This is a genomic window from Streptosporangium sp. NPDC023963 (genome assembly GCF_040639135.1).
Lineage (GTDB): Bacteria > Actinomycetota > Actinomycetes > Streptosporangiales > Streptosporangiaceae > Streptosporangium.
In genome coordinates this window covers 11,340-27,806 of the sequence record NZ_JBEZZK010000032.1, presented here as the reverse complement: position 1 = coordinate 27,806, position 16,467 = coordinate 11,340, and the positions used below count along the sequence as shown (strand labels likewise).

12 protein-coding genes are annotated in these 16,467 nt (G+C 71.9%); 7 read left to right on the top strand and 5 right to left on the bottom strand.

Translation table 11 applies throughout. The features are described from left to right. The first annotated feature begins 37 nt into the window (after positions 1 to 37). A complete protein-coding gene (locus AB0F88_RS43755) occupies positions 38 to 2,389 on the top strand; it encodes an NEW3 domain-containing protein (protein WP_362698421.1) in 2,352 nt (783 codons plus the stop codon). Between the two features lie 1,193 nt (positions 2,390 to 3,582). Then, positions 3,583 to 5,415 carry an alpha-galactosidase gene (locus AB0F88_RS43750; RefSeq protein ID WP_362698418.1) on the top strand — a complete coding sequence of 611 codons (1,833 nt, stop codon included), beginning with the start codon at positions 3,583 to 3,585 and terminating at the stop codon, positions 5,413 to 5,415. A gap of 208 nt (positions 5,416 to 5,623) precedes the next feature. Here AB0F88_RS43750 and larE read toward each other — a convergent pair whose 3' ends face one another. Genes larE through AB0F88_RS43725 form a run of 5 tightly spaced genes read right to left on the bottom strand, consistent with a single transcriptional unit; the run spans position 5,624 to position 10,455 of the window. Beyond that, positions 5,624 to 6,451, bottom strand: coding sequence for an ATP-dependent sacrificial sulfur transferase LarE (larE, locus tag AB0F88_RS43745; RefSeq protein WP_362698415.1), 828 nt, complete (start codon positions 6,449 to 6,451; stop codon positions 5,624 to 5,626). Beyond that, complete coding sequence (larC, locus tag AB0F88_RS43740) at positions 6,448 to 7,617, bottom strand: nickel pincer cofactor biosynthesis protein LarC (RefSeq protein ID WP_362698412.1); 1,170 nt, start codon at positions 7,615 to 7,617, stop codon at positions 6,448 to 6,450. Before larC ends, larE begins: the two co-directional genes overlap by 4 nt. Then, positions 7,614 to 8,402, bottom strand: a complete 789-nt coding sequence (larB, locus tag AB0F88_RS43735) for a nickel pincer cofactor biosynthesis protein LarB (protein ID WP_362698409.1) — start codon at positions 8,400 to 8,402, stop codon at positions 7,614 to 7,616. Before larB ends, larC begins: the two co-directional genes overlap by 4 nt. Next, positions 8,399 to 9,679: a nickel-dependent lactate racemase gene (gene larA / locus AB0F88_RS43730; RefSeq protein WP_362698406.1), complete on the bottom strand. Its 1,281-nt coding sequence runs from the start codon at positions 9,677 to 9,679 to the stop codon at positions 8,399 to 8,401. The genes larB and larA overlap by 4 nt, the downstream gene beginning before the upstream one ends. Continuing rightward, on the bottom strand, positions 9,676 to 10,455 hold the full coding sequence (locus tag AB0F88_RS43725; RefSeq protein WP_362698403.1) for a FadR/GntR family transcriptional regulator: 780 nt from the start codon (positions 10,453 to 10,455) through the stop codon (positions 9,676 to 9,678). Before AB0F88_RS43725 ends, larA begins: the two co-directional genes overlap by 4 nt. A gap of 309 nt (positions 10,456 to 10,764) precedes the next feature. Between AB0F88_RS43725 and AB0F88_RS43720 the strand changes: the two genes are divergently transcribed. The 5 genes from AB0F88_RS43720 to AB0F88_RS43700 are packed head-to-tail and all read left to right on the top strand — an operon-like array spanning position 10,765 to position 16,467. Further along, a complete protein-coding gene (locus tag AB0F88_RS43720; RefSeq protein WP_362698400.1) occupies positions 10,765 to 12,108 on the top strand; it encodes an enolase C-terminal domain-like protein in 1,344 nt (447 codons plus the stop codon). After that, the gene (locus tag AB0F88_RS43715; RefSeq protein WP_362698397.1) at positions 12,108 to 12,872 is read left to right on the top strand and encodes an SDR family oxidoreductase; all 765 of its coding nucleotides are present in this window, start codon (positions 12,108 to 12,110) and stop codon (positions 12,870 to 12,872) included. Before AB0F88_RS43720 ends, AB0F88_RS43715 begins: the two co-directional genes overlap by 1 nt. Next, positions 12,869 to 13,945, top strand: a complete 1,077-nt coding sequence (locus AB0F88_RS43710; protein WP_362698394.1) for a sugar ABC transporter substrate-binding protein — start codon at positions 12,869 to 12,871, stop codon at positions 13,943 to 13,945. Before AB0F88_RS43715 ends, AB0F88_RS43710 begins: the two co-directional genes overlap by 4 nt. After that, on the top strand, positions 13,935 to 15,452 hold the full coding sequence (locus AB0F88_RS43705) for a sugar ABC transporter ATP-binding protein (protein WP_362698391.1): 1,518 nt from the start codon (positions 13,935 to 13,937) through the stop codon (positions 15,450 to 15,452). Before AB0F88_RS43710 ends, AB0F88_RS43705 begins: the two co-directional genes overlap by 11 nt. Beyond that, positions 15,445 to 16,467, top strand: a complete 1,023-nt coding sequence (locus AB0F88_RS43700; protein ID WP_362698388.1) for an ABC transporter permease — start codon at positions 15,445 to 15,447, stop codon at positions 16,465 to 16,467. The genes AB0F88_RS43705 and AB0F88_RS43700 overlap by 8 nt, the downstream gene beginning before the upstream one ends.

Sequence of the window (16,467 nt, the reverse complement as noted above, 5' to 3'; positions counted from 1 at the left end):
TCCACACCGCATCCCGGACCGGAAGAAGGGAAGGCACGTGCGTCCGTCACCCGTGCCGCACAGACGTACATCGGCCCCGGCCCGGGCGGACGCCGTCCGGGCGGGCCACCCGATCGTGGTCGCGCCCGCCGGGGCCGCGAACGCCGACGACGAGGGCCCGGGTGACGGCGACCGGCCGCTGGCGACCCTGGAGGAGGCGCAGCGACGGGCGCGTGACGCGGCGGCCGGGGGGAACCGCGACGTCACCGTCCTGCTGCTGGACGGGACCTACCGGCCGGCCTCGCCGCTGCGCTTCGGCGCCGCCGACTCCGGCCGGAACGGGCACACCGTGACCTGGAAGGCGGCACCCGGAGCCAGGCCCGTGCTGAGCGGTGCCCGGCCCGTCACCGGCTGGGAGCCCGACGACCCCGACGGCGCGGCCACGGGCGTCTACCGGGCCCACGTCGGCACCGGATTCGACAGCCGGCAGCTCTACGTCGACGGGATCCCGGCACAGCGCGCGCGGATCGAGCTGGCACCCGGTGACATCACGCTGACCCCGACCGGCTTCACCATCGGCAACCCGGACCTCGCCTACCTCGCCACCCTGCCCGACCAGGGGCGCATCGACTTCCAGGCGATGCTGACGTTCACCAACCGGTTCGCCCCCGTGCGGAGCATCTCCGGCTCGACGGTCGTCATGCGGCAACCGGCCTGGGACAACAACACCTACGGCTACGACACCGTCCAGGCTCCGTTCCGCACGCCGAGGTTCTTCCTGCTCAACTCCAGGAGCTTCCTGGACGAGCCCGGCGAGTGGTATCTGGACACCTCAGCGGGGACGCTCTACTACAAGCCGCTTCCGGGACAGGACGTCTCGCGCGCGCGGGTGGAGCTGCCGCGGCTGGAATCGCTGGTCCAGATCGGCGGTACCTACGACGCGCCCGCCCGCGACCTGCGGTTCGAGGGCCTGACCTTCACCGGCACCACGTGGCTGCGCCCCGGCTCGCCCGACGGGTACGCGAACCAGCAGACCGGCGTGTTCGTCAGCGGCGTCCAGCCCCACCGGCCGGCCGACGCGTTCACCTCGTGCTCCTCCGGCTGCACGGGATTCGAGGCCTCTCGTGACGGCTGGGAGCAGGCGGCCGCGGCGGTACAGGTGTCCGCGGCGGACGACATCGAGTTCGCCGGCTGCACCTTCGTCAACCTCGGTTCCGTCGGGCTCGGCATCGGCAACGACGCGGGCGCCCACGCCACCGGCGTGGGACTGGGCGCGCACCGGGTCTCGGTCGTGGGGAGCACGTTCACCGCGAGTTCCGGCGGCGGCATCGTGGTCGGCGGTGTGGGCCCCGACGCGCACCACCCGTCCGACCCTCGCATGGTCAACAGCGACATCGTGCTCAGGGACAACCGCGTCCACGCGACCGCGCTCGAGTACCTGGACCAGGCCGCGATCCTCGCCAGCTATGTCACGCGGCTGACCATCGCGCACAACTACGTCTCCGACATGCCCTACATAGGCATCGGGCTCGGTTACGGCTGGGGCGCCAACGACCCGGGGGGCAGTCCCGACTACCTCGCCCGGGGGCTCTACGACTTCCGGCCGGTCCACGACACGCCGACGACTCTGAGCGACGTCCGCGTCGTGGGCAACCACGTGCGCAACGTCGTGCAGGCCCTGTCCGAGGCGAGCTGCCTCTACACGCTCTCGGCGATACCCCGCGGCGTCATCGACGAGAACTACTGCGAGAACAGCGGGCAGTACGGCCTGTACTTCGACGAGGGTTCCCGATACCTGAGCGTGAGCCGCAACGTGTTCCTCGACACCGCGGGGCAGTGGGCGCACGCCAACACCCAGAACGGCAACCACACCGGCGACCTCGCGCTGATCGAGAACTACGTGACCGACCCCGCCGTCACCGGCGTCGCCGACGGCGACCGCGGCAACGTCGTCCGCGGCAACGTCACCGTCACCCGCGGCAACCTCCCGATCGAGGCCAGCCGGGTGATCTACAACGCGGGCCCCACCGGCCCGTACCGCGGCGCCCCCGACCCGGGGCGTCCCCCGGTCGGCGCCTTCCTCGCGGCCGGTCCGGCCCCCGCGACCGCCGGTGATCCGGCCACCGTCACCGCCACGGTGCGGAACCTGGGCGACCGTCCGGTCACCGGCCTGACCGTCTCGATCACCGTCCCCGGTGGCCGGCGGGCCGAACGCACCGGCAGGCCGGTGAGACGCGTGCTGCCGCCCGGCGCCTCGGACACCGAGACGTGGAGGATCACCGCACCCGAGTCCTCCACGACCCCGGCCGACCACGCGGCCGTCGAGGCGTCGGTGATCTTCCAGGTCGGTGAGGCCGGTCACGTCCTGGACAGGTCGCTGACGCTGACCGCGCCCGGCGCGCCACGGTGAGGCCGGTGACCGGGGGTTCGCCCCGGATGTACATATGGGGCCGCTGGAGATGTTAGCGCTCAGATAAAGTCCGCCGGTGGACCGCTTCATTTCTCTGGCCGAAATGGGTGCGTGTGCGGAGCCAATACGATGCGGCCGATCCGCGTCAAGGAAAGACCCTCAGCCCTTTTCCCCGCACTCCCACCCCGGCGGGTCTTCGGCTGCCCTTACGGGCACCCGATCGCATCGTGCGGGACCGGCTTCGGGGTGAAGCGTTCAGCGATGGCGGTGATCACCCGTCATACGCGGCAGGTTCGCCGCGAGTCCTCCCGGCCTGGATTCCGGCGCTGGTCCGCGTCTCCGGTGAGCCAGGCCGGCTCCGGGCGGCGCGCCCCCGCTCGCTCACGGATGCCGCAGCAGGCTTCCCAATTGTTTCGGGCATCTTTCGAAACAACTCTTGTCTGGAATGCCCCGTCATTTTACAGTCTCACACGAGGGTCATGAAAGTCTTGCGAAACTTGCCGTCATCCCGTTGACGGGTTCGACGGACGCCGCCCACCCCCTCGTTCTCCCGAAAGGGTCTCCTGTGTTGCGATTCGGATACCGGGTGTGCATCGCGCCCGTTTTTGTTAGCGCTAACACCTCTTATCACCGTACTCCGTCCTCATCGAGGACGAAGCCGACCTGAGAGCGGCGGGACTCCACCACCGTCTCCGCGTCCGGCGGATCGCCGTCGCTACTCGCGCGGCAGCACGCCCGATGAGCAGTCCGGCCGATGAAGTCAGCGCTGACACCACGCTTGTCTCCGATCTCCGGGGCGCGCCCCGGCAGGCACGTCAACGATCACTTCTGGGCGCTCGTGGCGCCTCCACCTCCGGAGTTCGCATGTCCGTGTCCCTCCGCTCCCGCACCGCTCGTCCACGACTCCCCTCCAGGCCGCCCTACGTCGCCTTCGGCACCGACAACCTCGCAGGCGCGTACCTCTACCGGACCGACGACATGGACGACGGCAAGGGGGAGCGCACGGCCCTCGGCCGGGACCTGTTCGGCGTCCGGGCGAGCCTCCCGGACGGCGACACCCGGGCGCCGTCCGGCTACCGGTGCACGAGCCCCCGGCTCCCGGCCACACCCGGGAACAGACGCCCCGGGCGCCATCGGGGACCAGCCCTCCTGAAAGGGTCCCCACCCCCCGCCTCGATTCCCCTGGAGGTCCAATGCACAACAAACGCACGGTCCATCCGATACTCCGCCGAACGGCCGTCCTGGTGGCCGCGACGCTCATGCTCGTGGTCAATCTGGTCGGCAGCGGTTCGGCGGAGCGGGCGCTGATGTGGGACAACGGCGTCGCCGACACCCCGCCGATGGGATGGAACAGCTACGACTCGTTCAACTGGAGGGTCACCGAGGCCGACGTCAGGGCCAATGCCGACTACATGGGCACGAACCTGCGGCAGCACGGCTGGCAGTACGTCGTCATCGACTGGGCCTGGTACTACCCCGGGCAACACAACGGCAGCCCCAACCAGGACGCGAACCTGCAACCCCGGCTCCGGATGGACGCCAACGGGCGGCTGCTGCCCGACACCACCCGGTTCCCCTCGGCGACCGGCGCCAACGGGTTCAAACCGCTGGCCGACCACGTGCACGCGCAGGGGCTGAAGTTCGGCGTACACCTGATGCGGGGCATTCCCCGGCAGGCGGTCGCGGACAACGTGCCGATCCTCGGCACCGACTGCCGCGCCGGTCAGATCGCCAACAACACCACCGCGGCCTGGCTCAACCTCATGTGGGGTCTGGACATGACCAACCCCTGCGCGCAGGCGTACCTCGACTCGGTCTTCCAGCTGCTGGCCTCGTGGGGTGTCGACTTCGTGAAGGTGGACGACATCGCCGCGCCGACGTACCGGCAGGCGGAGGTCGAGGGGTACCGGCTGGCGATCCAGCGCAGCGGTCGCCCGATGGTGCTGAGCCTGTCGCCCGGCGCGACGCCGCTGGCCAGCGGGTCGCACGTGCGGGCGAACGCGCACATGTGGCGGATCGTCAACGATCTCTGGGACAACTGGCCGGCTCTCGACGCGTTGTTCGACCAGCTGCACAACTGGACGCCGCACCGGGCGACGGGAGCCTGGCCCGACCCGGACATGATCCCGATCGGACGGCTGTCGAAGTACGGCCCGGTCGGCTCGCCGCGATACTCCAACCTCACCGCCGACGAGCAGCGCACGCTCATGACCCTGTGGGTGATCAACCGGGCTCCGCTGATGTGGGGCGGCAACCTCGTCGAGAACCGGGCGTCGGAGCTGGCGCTGATGACCAACTCCGCAGTGCTCGCGGTCGACCAGCACAGCACCAACAACCGCCGGCTCCAGGGAGGGACCCGGCAGGTGTGGACCGCCGACGTGCCGAACAGCGACCACCGGTACGTCGCCCTGTTCAACCGCGAGAGCGCGACGGCCAACGTGTCGGTGAACCTCGCCGACCTCGGCATCGGCTCGGCCGTCGTGACCGACCTGTGGTCCGGCGCGAACCTCGGCACCTCAGCCGGGACGTTCACCCGTTCGCTACCTCCTCACGGTTCCGGGATCTACCGGCTGGCTCCCCAGACCACCGTCCCGACACCGGCCACCTACACGCTGACCGCACGGCACAGCGCGAAGCTGCTGGACGTCAACAACGCCGCGACGACCGACGGCGCGGACATCGTGCAATGGACGGCGAACGGGCAGGCGAACCAGCGCTGGCGTTTCCAGGACGCCGGTGGCGGCCACTACACGGTGACGAGCGTCAGCAGCGGCAAGTGCCTCGACGTGTACGGCGGTGCCACCGCGACCGCCAACGGCGCCCGGGTGGTCCAGTGGACCTGCAACGGCGGCACCAACCAGCAGTGGCGGCTCCAGGACGCCGGCAACGGCTACGTGCGTCTCGTCGCCCGCCACAGCGACAAGTGCCTCGACGTGCTGAACGCCGGCACCGCCAACGGAACCCAGGCCGTGCAGTGGACCTGCGGCACCGGCACCAACCAGCAGTGGCTGCGCACCCAGGTGTGATCACGGGCGAAAGCGGGAAACCGCGAAACAAACAGCGGAGAGGTCCGCGGGAACCCGCACGTCGCCCGCCCGCCACACCGGAACCGCCGTGACGGGGGCGGTCCGCCGGAAGCGGATCCGCCCGGTCCCGCTCGTCGGGGCGTAGGCGATCGACCGGGATCTGAAACCGGTGAAGAAGCTCTGGTTCCGGATTCCGGTAGGTCTCTTTTCAAGGGCGGAGCGGCTCGATGTTCAGGGCTCCCGAGCGGAAGGCCGCCACCTCCACCTGGGCGCCGGGAAAGCCGGCCTCGCGTACGGCCGGCACCAGGCCCGGCAGGCCGGCGGCCCGGGGCGTCAGGCCGGCGTCCAGCTCCACCCGCACCCGGTCGCCGAGGTCGCGGACCCGCAGGTCGGTGACCGGCAGGCCGGCTCGGCCGAGCAGGCGGCGCACCGCCCGCTCGGCCGTCTCGATCCGGTGCAGCCGGGCCGGCGTCACCTCCACGCCGTAGGCCACCCGGCTGGCCAGGCAGGGCGCGGCCGGCTTGTCCCAGGTGACCAGGTCCCATGCCTTGGCGGCCCGCCGTACCTCGGCCTTGGTCAGGCCGGCGTCGCGCAGCGGGGCGAGCACCCCGCGCTCGTCGGCGGCCCTGATCCCCGGCCGGAACGGGTCCACGGCGTCGTCGGCGTTGGTGCCGGTGGCGACGTGCGCGAAGCCGTGCTCCGCCGCCACCCGGCCGATCACGTCGAGCACCTCCGACTTGCAGAAGTAGCAGCGGTCGCGGCCGTTGGCGCGGTAGGCGGGGTTGGCCATCTCGGCGGTGGCCGGCAGCAGGTGCCGCAGGCCGAGGGAGGCCGCGAACCGCCGGGCCATGTCGAGTTCCTCGGCCGCCAGGCTGTCGGAGACCGCCGTCACCGCCAGCACCCGCCCGGTGCCGAGTGCCCGGACCGCCGCCGCCAGCACCAGGGCGGAGTCCGCTCCGCCGGAGAAGGCGACGGCGAGCGAGGGCAGGGCCGCCAGCCGGTCGAGCAGTGTGGCGATCTTGGTGTCGGAGGTCATCCTGGTCTCTCCTGCGTCGGGAGCCGTTCGTGGGCCAGCCGCAGCGCCCGGGCGGCCGTCTCGCGCAGGGACAGGCCGAGGGCGGCCGCGGCGGCGGCCACGTCGTCGTGTTCGGGTTTGGCCGAGTGGGGCCCGTGCTTGACGCGCACGCGGTGGCCCGCCAGGTCCACCTCGGTGGTGTGCCGGGGCAGGGCCGTGCGCTCGACCGCGACCTCGCGCACGCCGAGCGCGCCGGTCTCGACGAAGAGCAGGTCGCGCAGGGCCGGTGCGGAGGGAGGGCGGCACAGCAGGTGCAGCACGTGCGCGGGGCGGCCCTTCTTCATGGTGGCCGGGGTGGCCCAGGCGTCCAGGGCGCCGGCGTCCAGGGCCCGGGCGATCGTGTGGCCGAGCACCTCGCCGGTGACGTCGTCCAGGTTGGTCTCCAGGACGACCAGGGGCTCGGTGCCGGCGTCGCGGGCGGGCTCGGCGACGGTGACGGCGACGATGTTCGGGCGGTCGGGAAGCTCCCTGGTGCCCGCGCCGTAGCCTGTCGCCGTCGGGGTCATCGCCGGCGGCGGGCTGTAGCGCGCTCCCATGGCGCGCAGCAGCGCCGCCCCCGTGGGGGTCACGGTCTCCCCCGGCAGGTCGCTACCGGTCACCAGGGCCCCCCGCAGCAGGGCTGCGGTCGCGGGGGCCGGTACGGGCAGCACGCCGTGGCGGGTGGTCACCGTTCCGGTGCCCAGGGGGATCGGGGCGCAGTGCACGGCCGTGACACCGAGCAGGTGCAGCGCGGCGGCCACGCCGACGATGTCCACGAGCGCGTCGTGGCCGCCCAGCTCGTGCAGGTGCACCTGGCCGGGGTCGGCGCCGTGGATCCGGCCCTCCGCCTCGGCGATCGCCCGCAGCGCGGCGGTGGCGAGGGCGGCGACCGGTTCCGGGCGGGCGGCCCCGGCCATGGAGATCAGCTCGGCCGCCCGCCGCTCGGTCGCCGTGTCGGTGACCGCGACTCGTACGCGGGTCACCGCCAGCCCGTGGCTGACCGACCGCCCGGCCGTCAGCTCCCAGCCGGTGAGACCGGTCGACCCCACCGCCGCGCGGATGCCGTCCAGCGGGGCCCCAGCGTCGATGAGCGCCGCCAGCAGCATGTCCCCGGCCAGCCCGGTGAACGGGTTGACCCAGCAGATCACGGCCCTTCTCCCGGGGACGCCTGGGGCGCGGGGACGGGAGGGGACGGCGGGCGGGTGCGACGGGTAAAGGTGTGGGCGAGGCGGTGAGCGGCCATGGCGGCACCGAAGCCGGAGTCGATGTTGACCACGGTGAGGCCGGCGGCGCACGAGGACAGCATCGCCAGCAGGGCGGTGACACCCTCCAGGGCCGCGCCGTACCCGACGGAGGTGGGCACGGCGATCACCGGCGCCGCCACGAGGCCGCCGACGGCGCTGGCCAGCGCGCCCTCCATGCCCGCCACGACGATCACCGCGTCGGCCGCGCGCAGCCGCCCGGTCTCGGCGAGCAGCCGGTGGATTCCCGCCACGCCCACGTCGCGGATCACGGTGACGTCCAGCCCGAGCGCCCGGGCCACGGCCGCCGCCTCGGCCGCCACCGGCCCGTCGGACGTGCCCGCCGTGACCACCGCGACCGCGAAGGGCCCGGTCGCCGCCGGCCGCCACACCAGCAGCCGCGCCGCCGGGTCGTGGGATCCGCCCGGCACGGCCGCCAGGACGGCCTCGGCGACCGCCTCCTCGACCCGCGTGGCCAGCACCGGGCCGGTGTTGCGGGCGAGCAGGGCGGCGACGATGGCGGCGATCTCCCCTGCGGTCTTGCCCGGCCCGTAGACGACCTCGGGCGTCCCCTGGCGGGCCTCCCGGTCCACGTCGACCCGGGCGAACCCCAGGTCCACCGACCGGTTCACGTCGACCCGGTCGAACCCCGAATCCACCGCGTCCACCGCGTCCGTCGCGCGTTCGCTCATGCCCGGCCGCCGGACAGGTAGGGAATGGTCTGCGGGCCCTCCGGCAGCACGCACACGCGGGCGCCCGGCCCGGCGGCGGCCAGCGCCTCGGTCACCGTGGCCGCGATGTCGCCGGTCTGCTCCAGGTGGGCGGTGGCCAGGTCGGCGTCGCTGAGGTGGGAGGTGTGCATCACCACCCGCGCGCCCGCCTGGATACGTGCCTGGATCTGCACCTGCCACTGGTCGGGGACGGTCACCGGCCGGGCGGCGATCGCGTCGAGCAGCGCCCGCGGGGAGGGCTCCGAGGCCAGCACCTCGCGGTAGGAGCCGTGGTCGGGGAAGCCGTCGCGGCACTCGGCGGCGCAGACGATCACGCCACCGGGCCGGACCACCTGGAAGGCCGCCGACATGCCCTTGACCGCCTGGTAGAGGTTCTGGTCGAGGGGGTAGCCGGAATTGGTGGTGACCACCACGTCGAAGGGCGCCTCGACCCGTCGCATGGCGACCTCGCGGGCGGCGGCGGTGGCGGCGGCGTGCATGGGCAGGATGTCGCCGCCGAACGCCGCCGCGATGTCCTTGTCCCGGTTGAGGATCACATCGAGGGCGAAGGTCACCCCGGTGCCCTCGGCGATGGCCCGCACGTCGTCGTGCACGGGGTTGCCCTCGATCACTCCCCAGGTGGCCCGGGGGTCGCCGATGCGCGCGGCGTCGTGCAGGGTGAGCACGGTCTCCAGCGCGGCCAGACCGGGGGCGACCAGCTTGGGACCGCCGGAGAAGCCCGCGAAGAAGTGCGGCTCCACGAAACCGGTGGTGATCCGCACGTCGGCCTCGACCCAGGCGGTGTTCAGCCACACCGGCACGTCCTTGCCGAAGCGGCCGAGGTAGGTGAGGGACGCGAGGTCGCGGGCGTCGTGGTTGACGATCCGCACGGAGTCGACGACCCTGTCGCCGAACATCGCGCGCAGTTCGGCCTCGGTGTTGCCGCGATGGGTGCCGGTCGCGACGAGGACGGTCACGTCGTCGAGGTCGATGATTCCGTCGAGCTCGTCGAGGATCGCCGGGATCATCAGGTGCCGCGGCTGGGGGCGGGTGATGTCGCAGGCCGAGATGGCGACGGTCTGGCCGGGCCGTACCCTCTCGCGCAGCGGCGGCCCGGACACCGGGTCGCGCAGGGCCGCCCGCAGCACGCCCATCTGGTCGGGCGCGGCCGCGTGGTGGACGGGGGTCACCACCGTGGTGGCCTCGTCGGGCAGGTCGACCGTCAGACCGGTCTCCCCGTAGGCCAAGCGGACCTTCATCGTGTCTCCTCACCACCGAGCTCCGGCCAGAGCCCGTCGGCGATTTTAGTACCGGCCGGGGCCGGGTCACCGTCGGCCCCGGCCGGGGAGCCCTCCACGTCCTCGAGCACCGAGCGAAGCCACGTCTCGGTCGTGCCGATGTGCACCAGCGCCGCCGCCTGGGCGAGCGTCGCGTCACCGGCGGCCAGGGCGTTGTAGATCGCCTCGTGCTCGGCGATGGTCTTGTGCGAGCTGCCGGTCTCGACCGTGCCGCGCCACACCCGCATCCGCAGGGTGCGGCCGGAGATCCCGTCGAGCAGGGTGGACAGCGTCTCGTTGCCGGTCGCCAGCACCACGGCGCGGTGGAAGGCCGCGTCATGGTGGTTCAGCTTCTCCACGTCGTCGCGGGCCGCGCGCATCGCGGCCAGGTGCTCGCCGATCTCGGCGAGCTGTCCGGCGGAGATCCGGGACGCGGCCAGCGCGGTCGCCGCGGGTTCCAGCATCCGCCGCACCTGGACGATCTCCAGCAGCGTGTCGTCGCGCAGCAGCTCGACGGCCAGTCCCAGCCCTTCCAGCAGCAACCGCGGTTCCAGGCTGGTCACGTAGGTGCCGTCACCCCGCCGTACGTCGAGCACCCGGGCCACGACCAGCGCCTTGACCGCCTCGCGCAACGGGTTGCGGGAGACACCGAGCTGGGCGGCGAGCTGGTTCTCGGGGGGGAGCCGCGCCCCGGGAGGAAGATCGCCCGACTGGACGAGCGCCCGGATGCGGGAGATCGCCTCGTCGGTCAGGGACACGGGCACGACCTCCGGTCGTGGAGGCGCTCGATCAGTACGCAGGTCACGGCGGGAACATAACAGACATCCCATGTTCGTGCGAGAGATTGATCTGCCGCACGACAAACATGGGCTGTCATGCTCGCAGCAGATCTACTAAATATCCGACTAATACCCAATGTTAGCGATATCTCGCCTAAGGGTCTAGACACATGGCGCTCGGGAGATTACAAAGACATCCCATGTCCATGCGGTGAAGATCTCTTCACCTTCCGGAAACATCCTCTGGAGGCAGACCTTCGTGCGCGCACATCGTCAGAGCGGGTCCTCGTGACAGAACTGATCACCACGGTCGAGGCCCACGACATCCGGTTCCCCACCTCTCGATACCTCGACGGTTCCGACGCCATGAACCCCGAGCCCGACTACTCCGCCGCCTACGTGATCGTGCGGACCGACGGCGGGCAGGAAGGGCACGCCCTCGCCTTCACCGTCGGGCGCGGCAACGAGCTCGCCGTCGCCGCCGTCGAGTCGCTGGCGCCGCTGGTCACCGGACGGCCGGTGGCCGAGGTGCTCGGCGATCTCGGCGGGGTGTCGCGCCGGCTCACCGGCGACAGCCAGCTGCGCTGGCTCGGCCCGGAGAAGGGCGTCATCCACATGGCGGCGGGAGCCGTGCTCAACGCCCTGTGGGACCTTCGCGCGCGCCGGGCGGGCAAGCCGCTGTGGCGGCTGCTGTCGGAGCTGTCACCGGAGGAGATCGTCGACGTCGTCGACTTCCGCTACCTGGAGGACGCGCTCACCCGGGAGGAGGCGCTGACCATCCTGCGCGACGCCGAGCCGGGCCGCGACAGGCGCCGGGCACACCTGCTCGCCGAGGGCTACCCGGCCTACACCACCACCCCCGGCTGGCTCGGCTACACCGACGACAAGCTGGTCCGGCTGGCCAAGGAGGCGGTCGCCGACGGGTTCCGCCTCATCAAGCTGAAGGTCGGCGCCGATCCGGCCGAGGACGTGCGGCGCGTGCGGCTGGCCCGCGAGGCGGTCGGCCCCGACGTGCGCATCGCCGTGGACGCCAACCAGGCGTGGAACGTCGGCCAGGCGATCGAACGCCTGGCCCCGCTCGCCGAGTTCGACCTGTACTGGATCGAGGAGCCCACCTCCCCCGACGACGTGCTCGGCCACGCCGCCATCCGCGAGCGGGTCGCGCCCATCAAGGTCGCCACCGGCGAGCACGGCCACAACCGGGTGATGTTCAAGCAGTTCCTGCAGGCGGGCGCGATCGACATCCTGCAGCTCGACGCGGCCAGGGTCGCCGGGGTCAACGAGAACATCGCCATCCTGCTGCTGGCCGCCAAGTTCGGGGTGCCGGTGTGCCCGCACGCGGGCGGCGTCGGCCTGTGCGAGATGGTCCAGCACCTGGCGATGTTCGACTACGTGGCCGTCAGCGGCAGCACCGAGGACCGCGTCATCGAGTACATCGACCACCTGCACGAGCACTTCACCGACCCGGTGGTGATCAGGGACGGCCGGTACGTCGCCCCCCTCGAACCGGGCGGAGGCGGCGAGATGCGCCCGGCGTCGCGCGCCGAGTACGCCTACCCGCACGGTCCCCGGTGGGCCGCCGGCACCGACACAGACACCGACACGGTCCTCGCCGCCGGAGAGGTGATGTGATGGGCACCTTCGACGGGCTCACGGCCGTCGTCACCGGCGGCGCCTCCGGCATCGGCCTGGCCACCGCCACCCTGCTGGCCGAGCGCGGGGCCCGCGTGGCCTGCCTCGACCTGTCCCCCGGCGTGCCCGAGCCCCTGCTCGGGCTGCGGGCCGACGTGGCCGACGACGCGTCGGTGCGGACCGCCGTGGCCGAGGCCGCGGACCGGCTCGGCGGCATCGACATCCTGGTGAACAACGCGGGGATCGGAGCCCAGGGCGGGATCGAGGACAACGACGACGACGAATGGCGCCGGGTCTTCGACGTCAACGTGTTCGGCATGGTCCGGGTGGCCAGGGCGGCGCTGCCGTACCTTCGGGCGTCACGGGCCGCGGCGATCGTGAACACCTGCTCCATCGCGGCGACCGCCGGGCTGCCCAGCCGGGTCCTGTACTCCTCCACCAAGGGCGCCGTGCTGGCCATGACCCGGGCCATGGCGGCCGACCTGGTCACGGAGGGCATCCGCGTCAACTGCGTCAACCCCGGCACCGCCGACACCCCGTGGGTGAACCGGCTGCTGGAGGCCGCCACCGACCCCGAACAGGAACGCCGGGCGCTCACCGCCCGTCAGCCGATGGGCCGTCTGGTCTCGGCGGACGAGGTGGCCGAGGCCGTCGCGTACCTGGCGAGCCCCCTCGCCGCCTCCACCACCGGCACCGATCTGGCCGTGGACGGCGGCATGCACGGACTGCGGCTGCGGCCCAGCACAGGAAAGGAACGACCATGAGACGAGGACTCGCCCTGGGAACGGCCGTCGCCCTGGCGGCCGGCCTGACCGGCGCCTGCGGGGGCGGCGCCGACAGCGGCGGCGGCACGGCGGCCGCCCCGCAAGACGCCAAGCCGGTCATCGGGGTGGACTACCCCCGCTCCGACACCGACTTCTGGAACTCCTTCATCAAGTACGTCCCCCAGTTCGGCACCGAGAACGGCCTGGAGCTGAAGACCACCAACTCCCAGAACGACATCTCCAAGCTCACCGCCAACGTGCAGAGCCTCATCGGCCAGGGCGTCAAGGGCCTCGTGCTGGCGCCGCAGGACACCGCCGCCGTGGCCCCCACCCTCCAGCAGCTCACCGCCAAGAAGATCCCCGTCGTCATGGTCGACACCCGCCCCGAGCAGGGCGACGCCTACATGGTGGTACGCGCCGACAACCGGGCCTACGGGCAGAAGGCGTGCAAGTTCCTCGGCGAGAAGCTGTCCGGCAAGGGCAAGGTCATCATGCTCCAGGGCGACCTGGCCTCCATCAACGGCCGCGACCGCACCGAGGCGTTCAACGAGTGCATGAAGGCCGACTACCCCGGCATCACGGTGTTCGGCGAGGCCACCAACTGGGATGGCGCCATCGCCTCGCAGAAACTGCAGACGCAGCTCACCGCGAACCCCGACATCAAGGGCGTCTACATGCAGTCGAGCTTCGCCCTGTCGGGCACCCTCCAGCTGCTCAAGCAGCGCGGGCTGCTGGTCCCGCCGACCGACCCCAAGCACGTCTTCGTCGTCTCCAACGACGGCATCCCCCAGGAGCTGAAGGAGATCGCCGCCGGCAACATCGACGCCACCGTCTCGCAGCCGGCCGACCAGTACGCCAAGTACGCGCTGCAGTACACCAAGGCCGCCATCGAGGGGAAGACGTTCCAGCCCGGCCCGACCGACCACGACAGCACCATCATCCAGGTGCGGCCGGGCCTGCTGGAGGACCAGCTCTCCGCCCCCCTGGTCACCGCCGACGGCGCCACCTACGGCGACGTCAAGAGCGTCAAGTCGGACGACTCGTCGCTGTGGGGCAACAATCTTGGCGGCTGACCCGGCGCCCACCCCTCTCGTCGAGGCGGTGGGCGTCACCAAGAAGTACGGCGAGACCGTCGCGCTGGACCGCGCCGGAATCCAGATCATGCCCGGCAGGACCCACGCCCTGGTCGGCCGCAACGGGGCCGGGAAGTCCACCCTGGTCTCGATCCTCACCGGCCTCCAGCCCCCCGACGAGGGCGAGGTGCGGTTCGGCGGCGAGCCCGCCCCGCGCCTCGCCGACCGCGACGCCTGGCGGCGGCGGGTGGCCTGCGTCTACCAGAAGTCCACGATCATCCCCGAGCTGACCGTGGCGGAGAACCTCTACCTGCACCGCCACGACCTGAACCGGTTCGGGCTGGTCCGCTGGGGCGCGCTGCGGCGCAAGGCGGCCACGCTGCTCGCCGACTGGTCGGTGGACGTCGACGTGCGCCTGCCGGCCGGCGAGCTGGACGTCGAGCAGCGGCAGTTCGTGGAGATCGCCCGTGCGCTGTCCTTCGGCGCCCGGTTCATCATCCTCGACGAACCGACCGCCCAGCTCGACGCCGCCGCCATCGCCCGGCTGTTCGCCCGCATCCGCGCCCTGCAGGAACAGGGGGTGACCTTCCTGTTCATCAGCCACCACCTGCAGGAGATCTACGAGATCTGCGACACGGTCACGGTCTTCCGCGACGCCCGGCACATCCTGACCACCGCGGTGGCCGACCTGACGCACGCCGAGCTGGTGGCGGCGATGGCGGGAGAGGCCACCGGCCTGACCGAGGCACTCCCCCGGGCGTCCGTACCCGCCGGCGCCGGTGAGGTGCTCGGCGTGCGCGGCCTGTCGTACGGCGACGCCTACCGGGAGATCGACTTCCGCGTCCGGGCCGGCGAGATCGTCGGCCTGGCGGGCGCGGCCGCCAGCGGCCGGACCGAACTGGCCGAGACCGTCGCCGGGCTGCGCGCGGCCGATTCGGGCGCGATCGAGGTCGCCGGCCGTCGTCCCCGTCCCGGCAGCGTGCCCGACGCGCTCGCCGCGGGCGTCGGCTTCGTCCCCCGCGACCGGCATCACCAGGGGTTCGTCTCGATGATGTCGATCGCCGACAACGCCACCATGACCGTCCCCGAACGGCTCGGCGAGGCCGGCCTGATCAACGGCCGGCGGCGGGACCGGCTGGCCAAAACCCTGATCGACAACCTGGCGATCAAGACCCCCGGCCCCGGCCTGCCCGTGATGGGCCTGTCCGGCGGCAACCAGCAGAAGGTCGTCATGGCCAGGGCGCTGGCCTCCGACCCCCGGCTGCTCGTGCTGATCACCCCCACCGCCGGGGTGGACGTGAAGTCCAAGGAGTTCCTGCTCGGCAAGGTCGAGGAGACGGCCGCCAAGGGGAGCGGCGTGCTGATCGCCTCCGACGAACTCGACGACCTGCGGCTGTGCGACCGGCTGCTGGTGATGTTCCAGGGCCGTCTCGTCGCGGAGATGCCCGCCGGATGGCACGACCACGACGTGGTGGCGGCCATGGAAGGAGTCCGGCTCGATGCCTGAGAAAACCCTCACGCCCGCCACGGGCAGCGCCGTCCCCCAGCGGGAGCGGCCACGGGTGCGGCTGGCCCGGCTGCGCGACCTCGCGCTGGTCCCCGCGATCATCGCGATCGCCGTCGTCGGCCAGATCGTCCACCCGATCTTCCTGCAGCCCGACAACCTGATCAACATCCTGCAGACCATGTCGGAGATGTCGCTGCTGGTGATGGCGCAGACGATCGTCCTGGTCGCCGGCAAGATGGATCTCTCCCTGGAGTCGACCTTCGGTCTCGCGCCGGGCGTGGCCGCCTGGCTCACCGTCGCCGTCGGCTCGGGCGCCGGGCTGGGCCTGCTGCCGGGCGCCTGGGCGATCCCGGTCACCCTGGCCGTCGGCGTGCTGATCGGCGTGATCAACGCGCTGCTGATCGTGCGGTTCGGGCTCAACGGCTTCATCGTCACCCTCGGCATGCTGATCGTGCTGCGCGGCCTGCTCACCGGCATCTCCGGCGGCCAGACCTTCTTCAACCTGCCACCGTCGATGCTCTACCTCGGCTCGGCCCTGTGGCTCGGCGTGCCCGCCTCGATCTGGCTGTGCCTGCTGCTGTTCGCCGCCGGCATCGTGCTGCTCGGCTTCACCCGCTACGGCCGCGCCCTGTACGCCATCGGCGGCAACGTGGACGCCGCCAAGGCCGCCGGCATCCGCACCGGCCGGGTGCTGTGGACCGCCCTGGTGGGCGCCAGCCTGCTCGCCGCCCTCGGAGGCCTGCTGCTGTCGGGACGCCTCGCCTCGGTGGCCGCCGCCCAGGGCGACGGCGCCATCTTCACCGTGTTCGCCGCGGCCGTCATCGGGGGCGTCAGCCTCAACGGCGGCAAGGGCACCATGTTCGGCGCGTTCACCGGCATCCTGCTCCTCTACATGATCCAGAACGTCCTCACCCTGGCCGGCGTGCCCGCCCAGTGGATCCAGGCCCTCAACGGCGCCATCATCCTCATCGCCCTCATCCTGTCCCGTCTCACCGGAGGAAAAGTCCAGGAATAA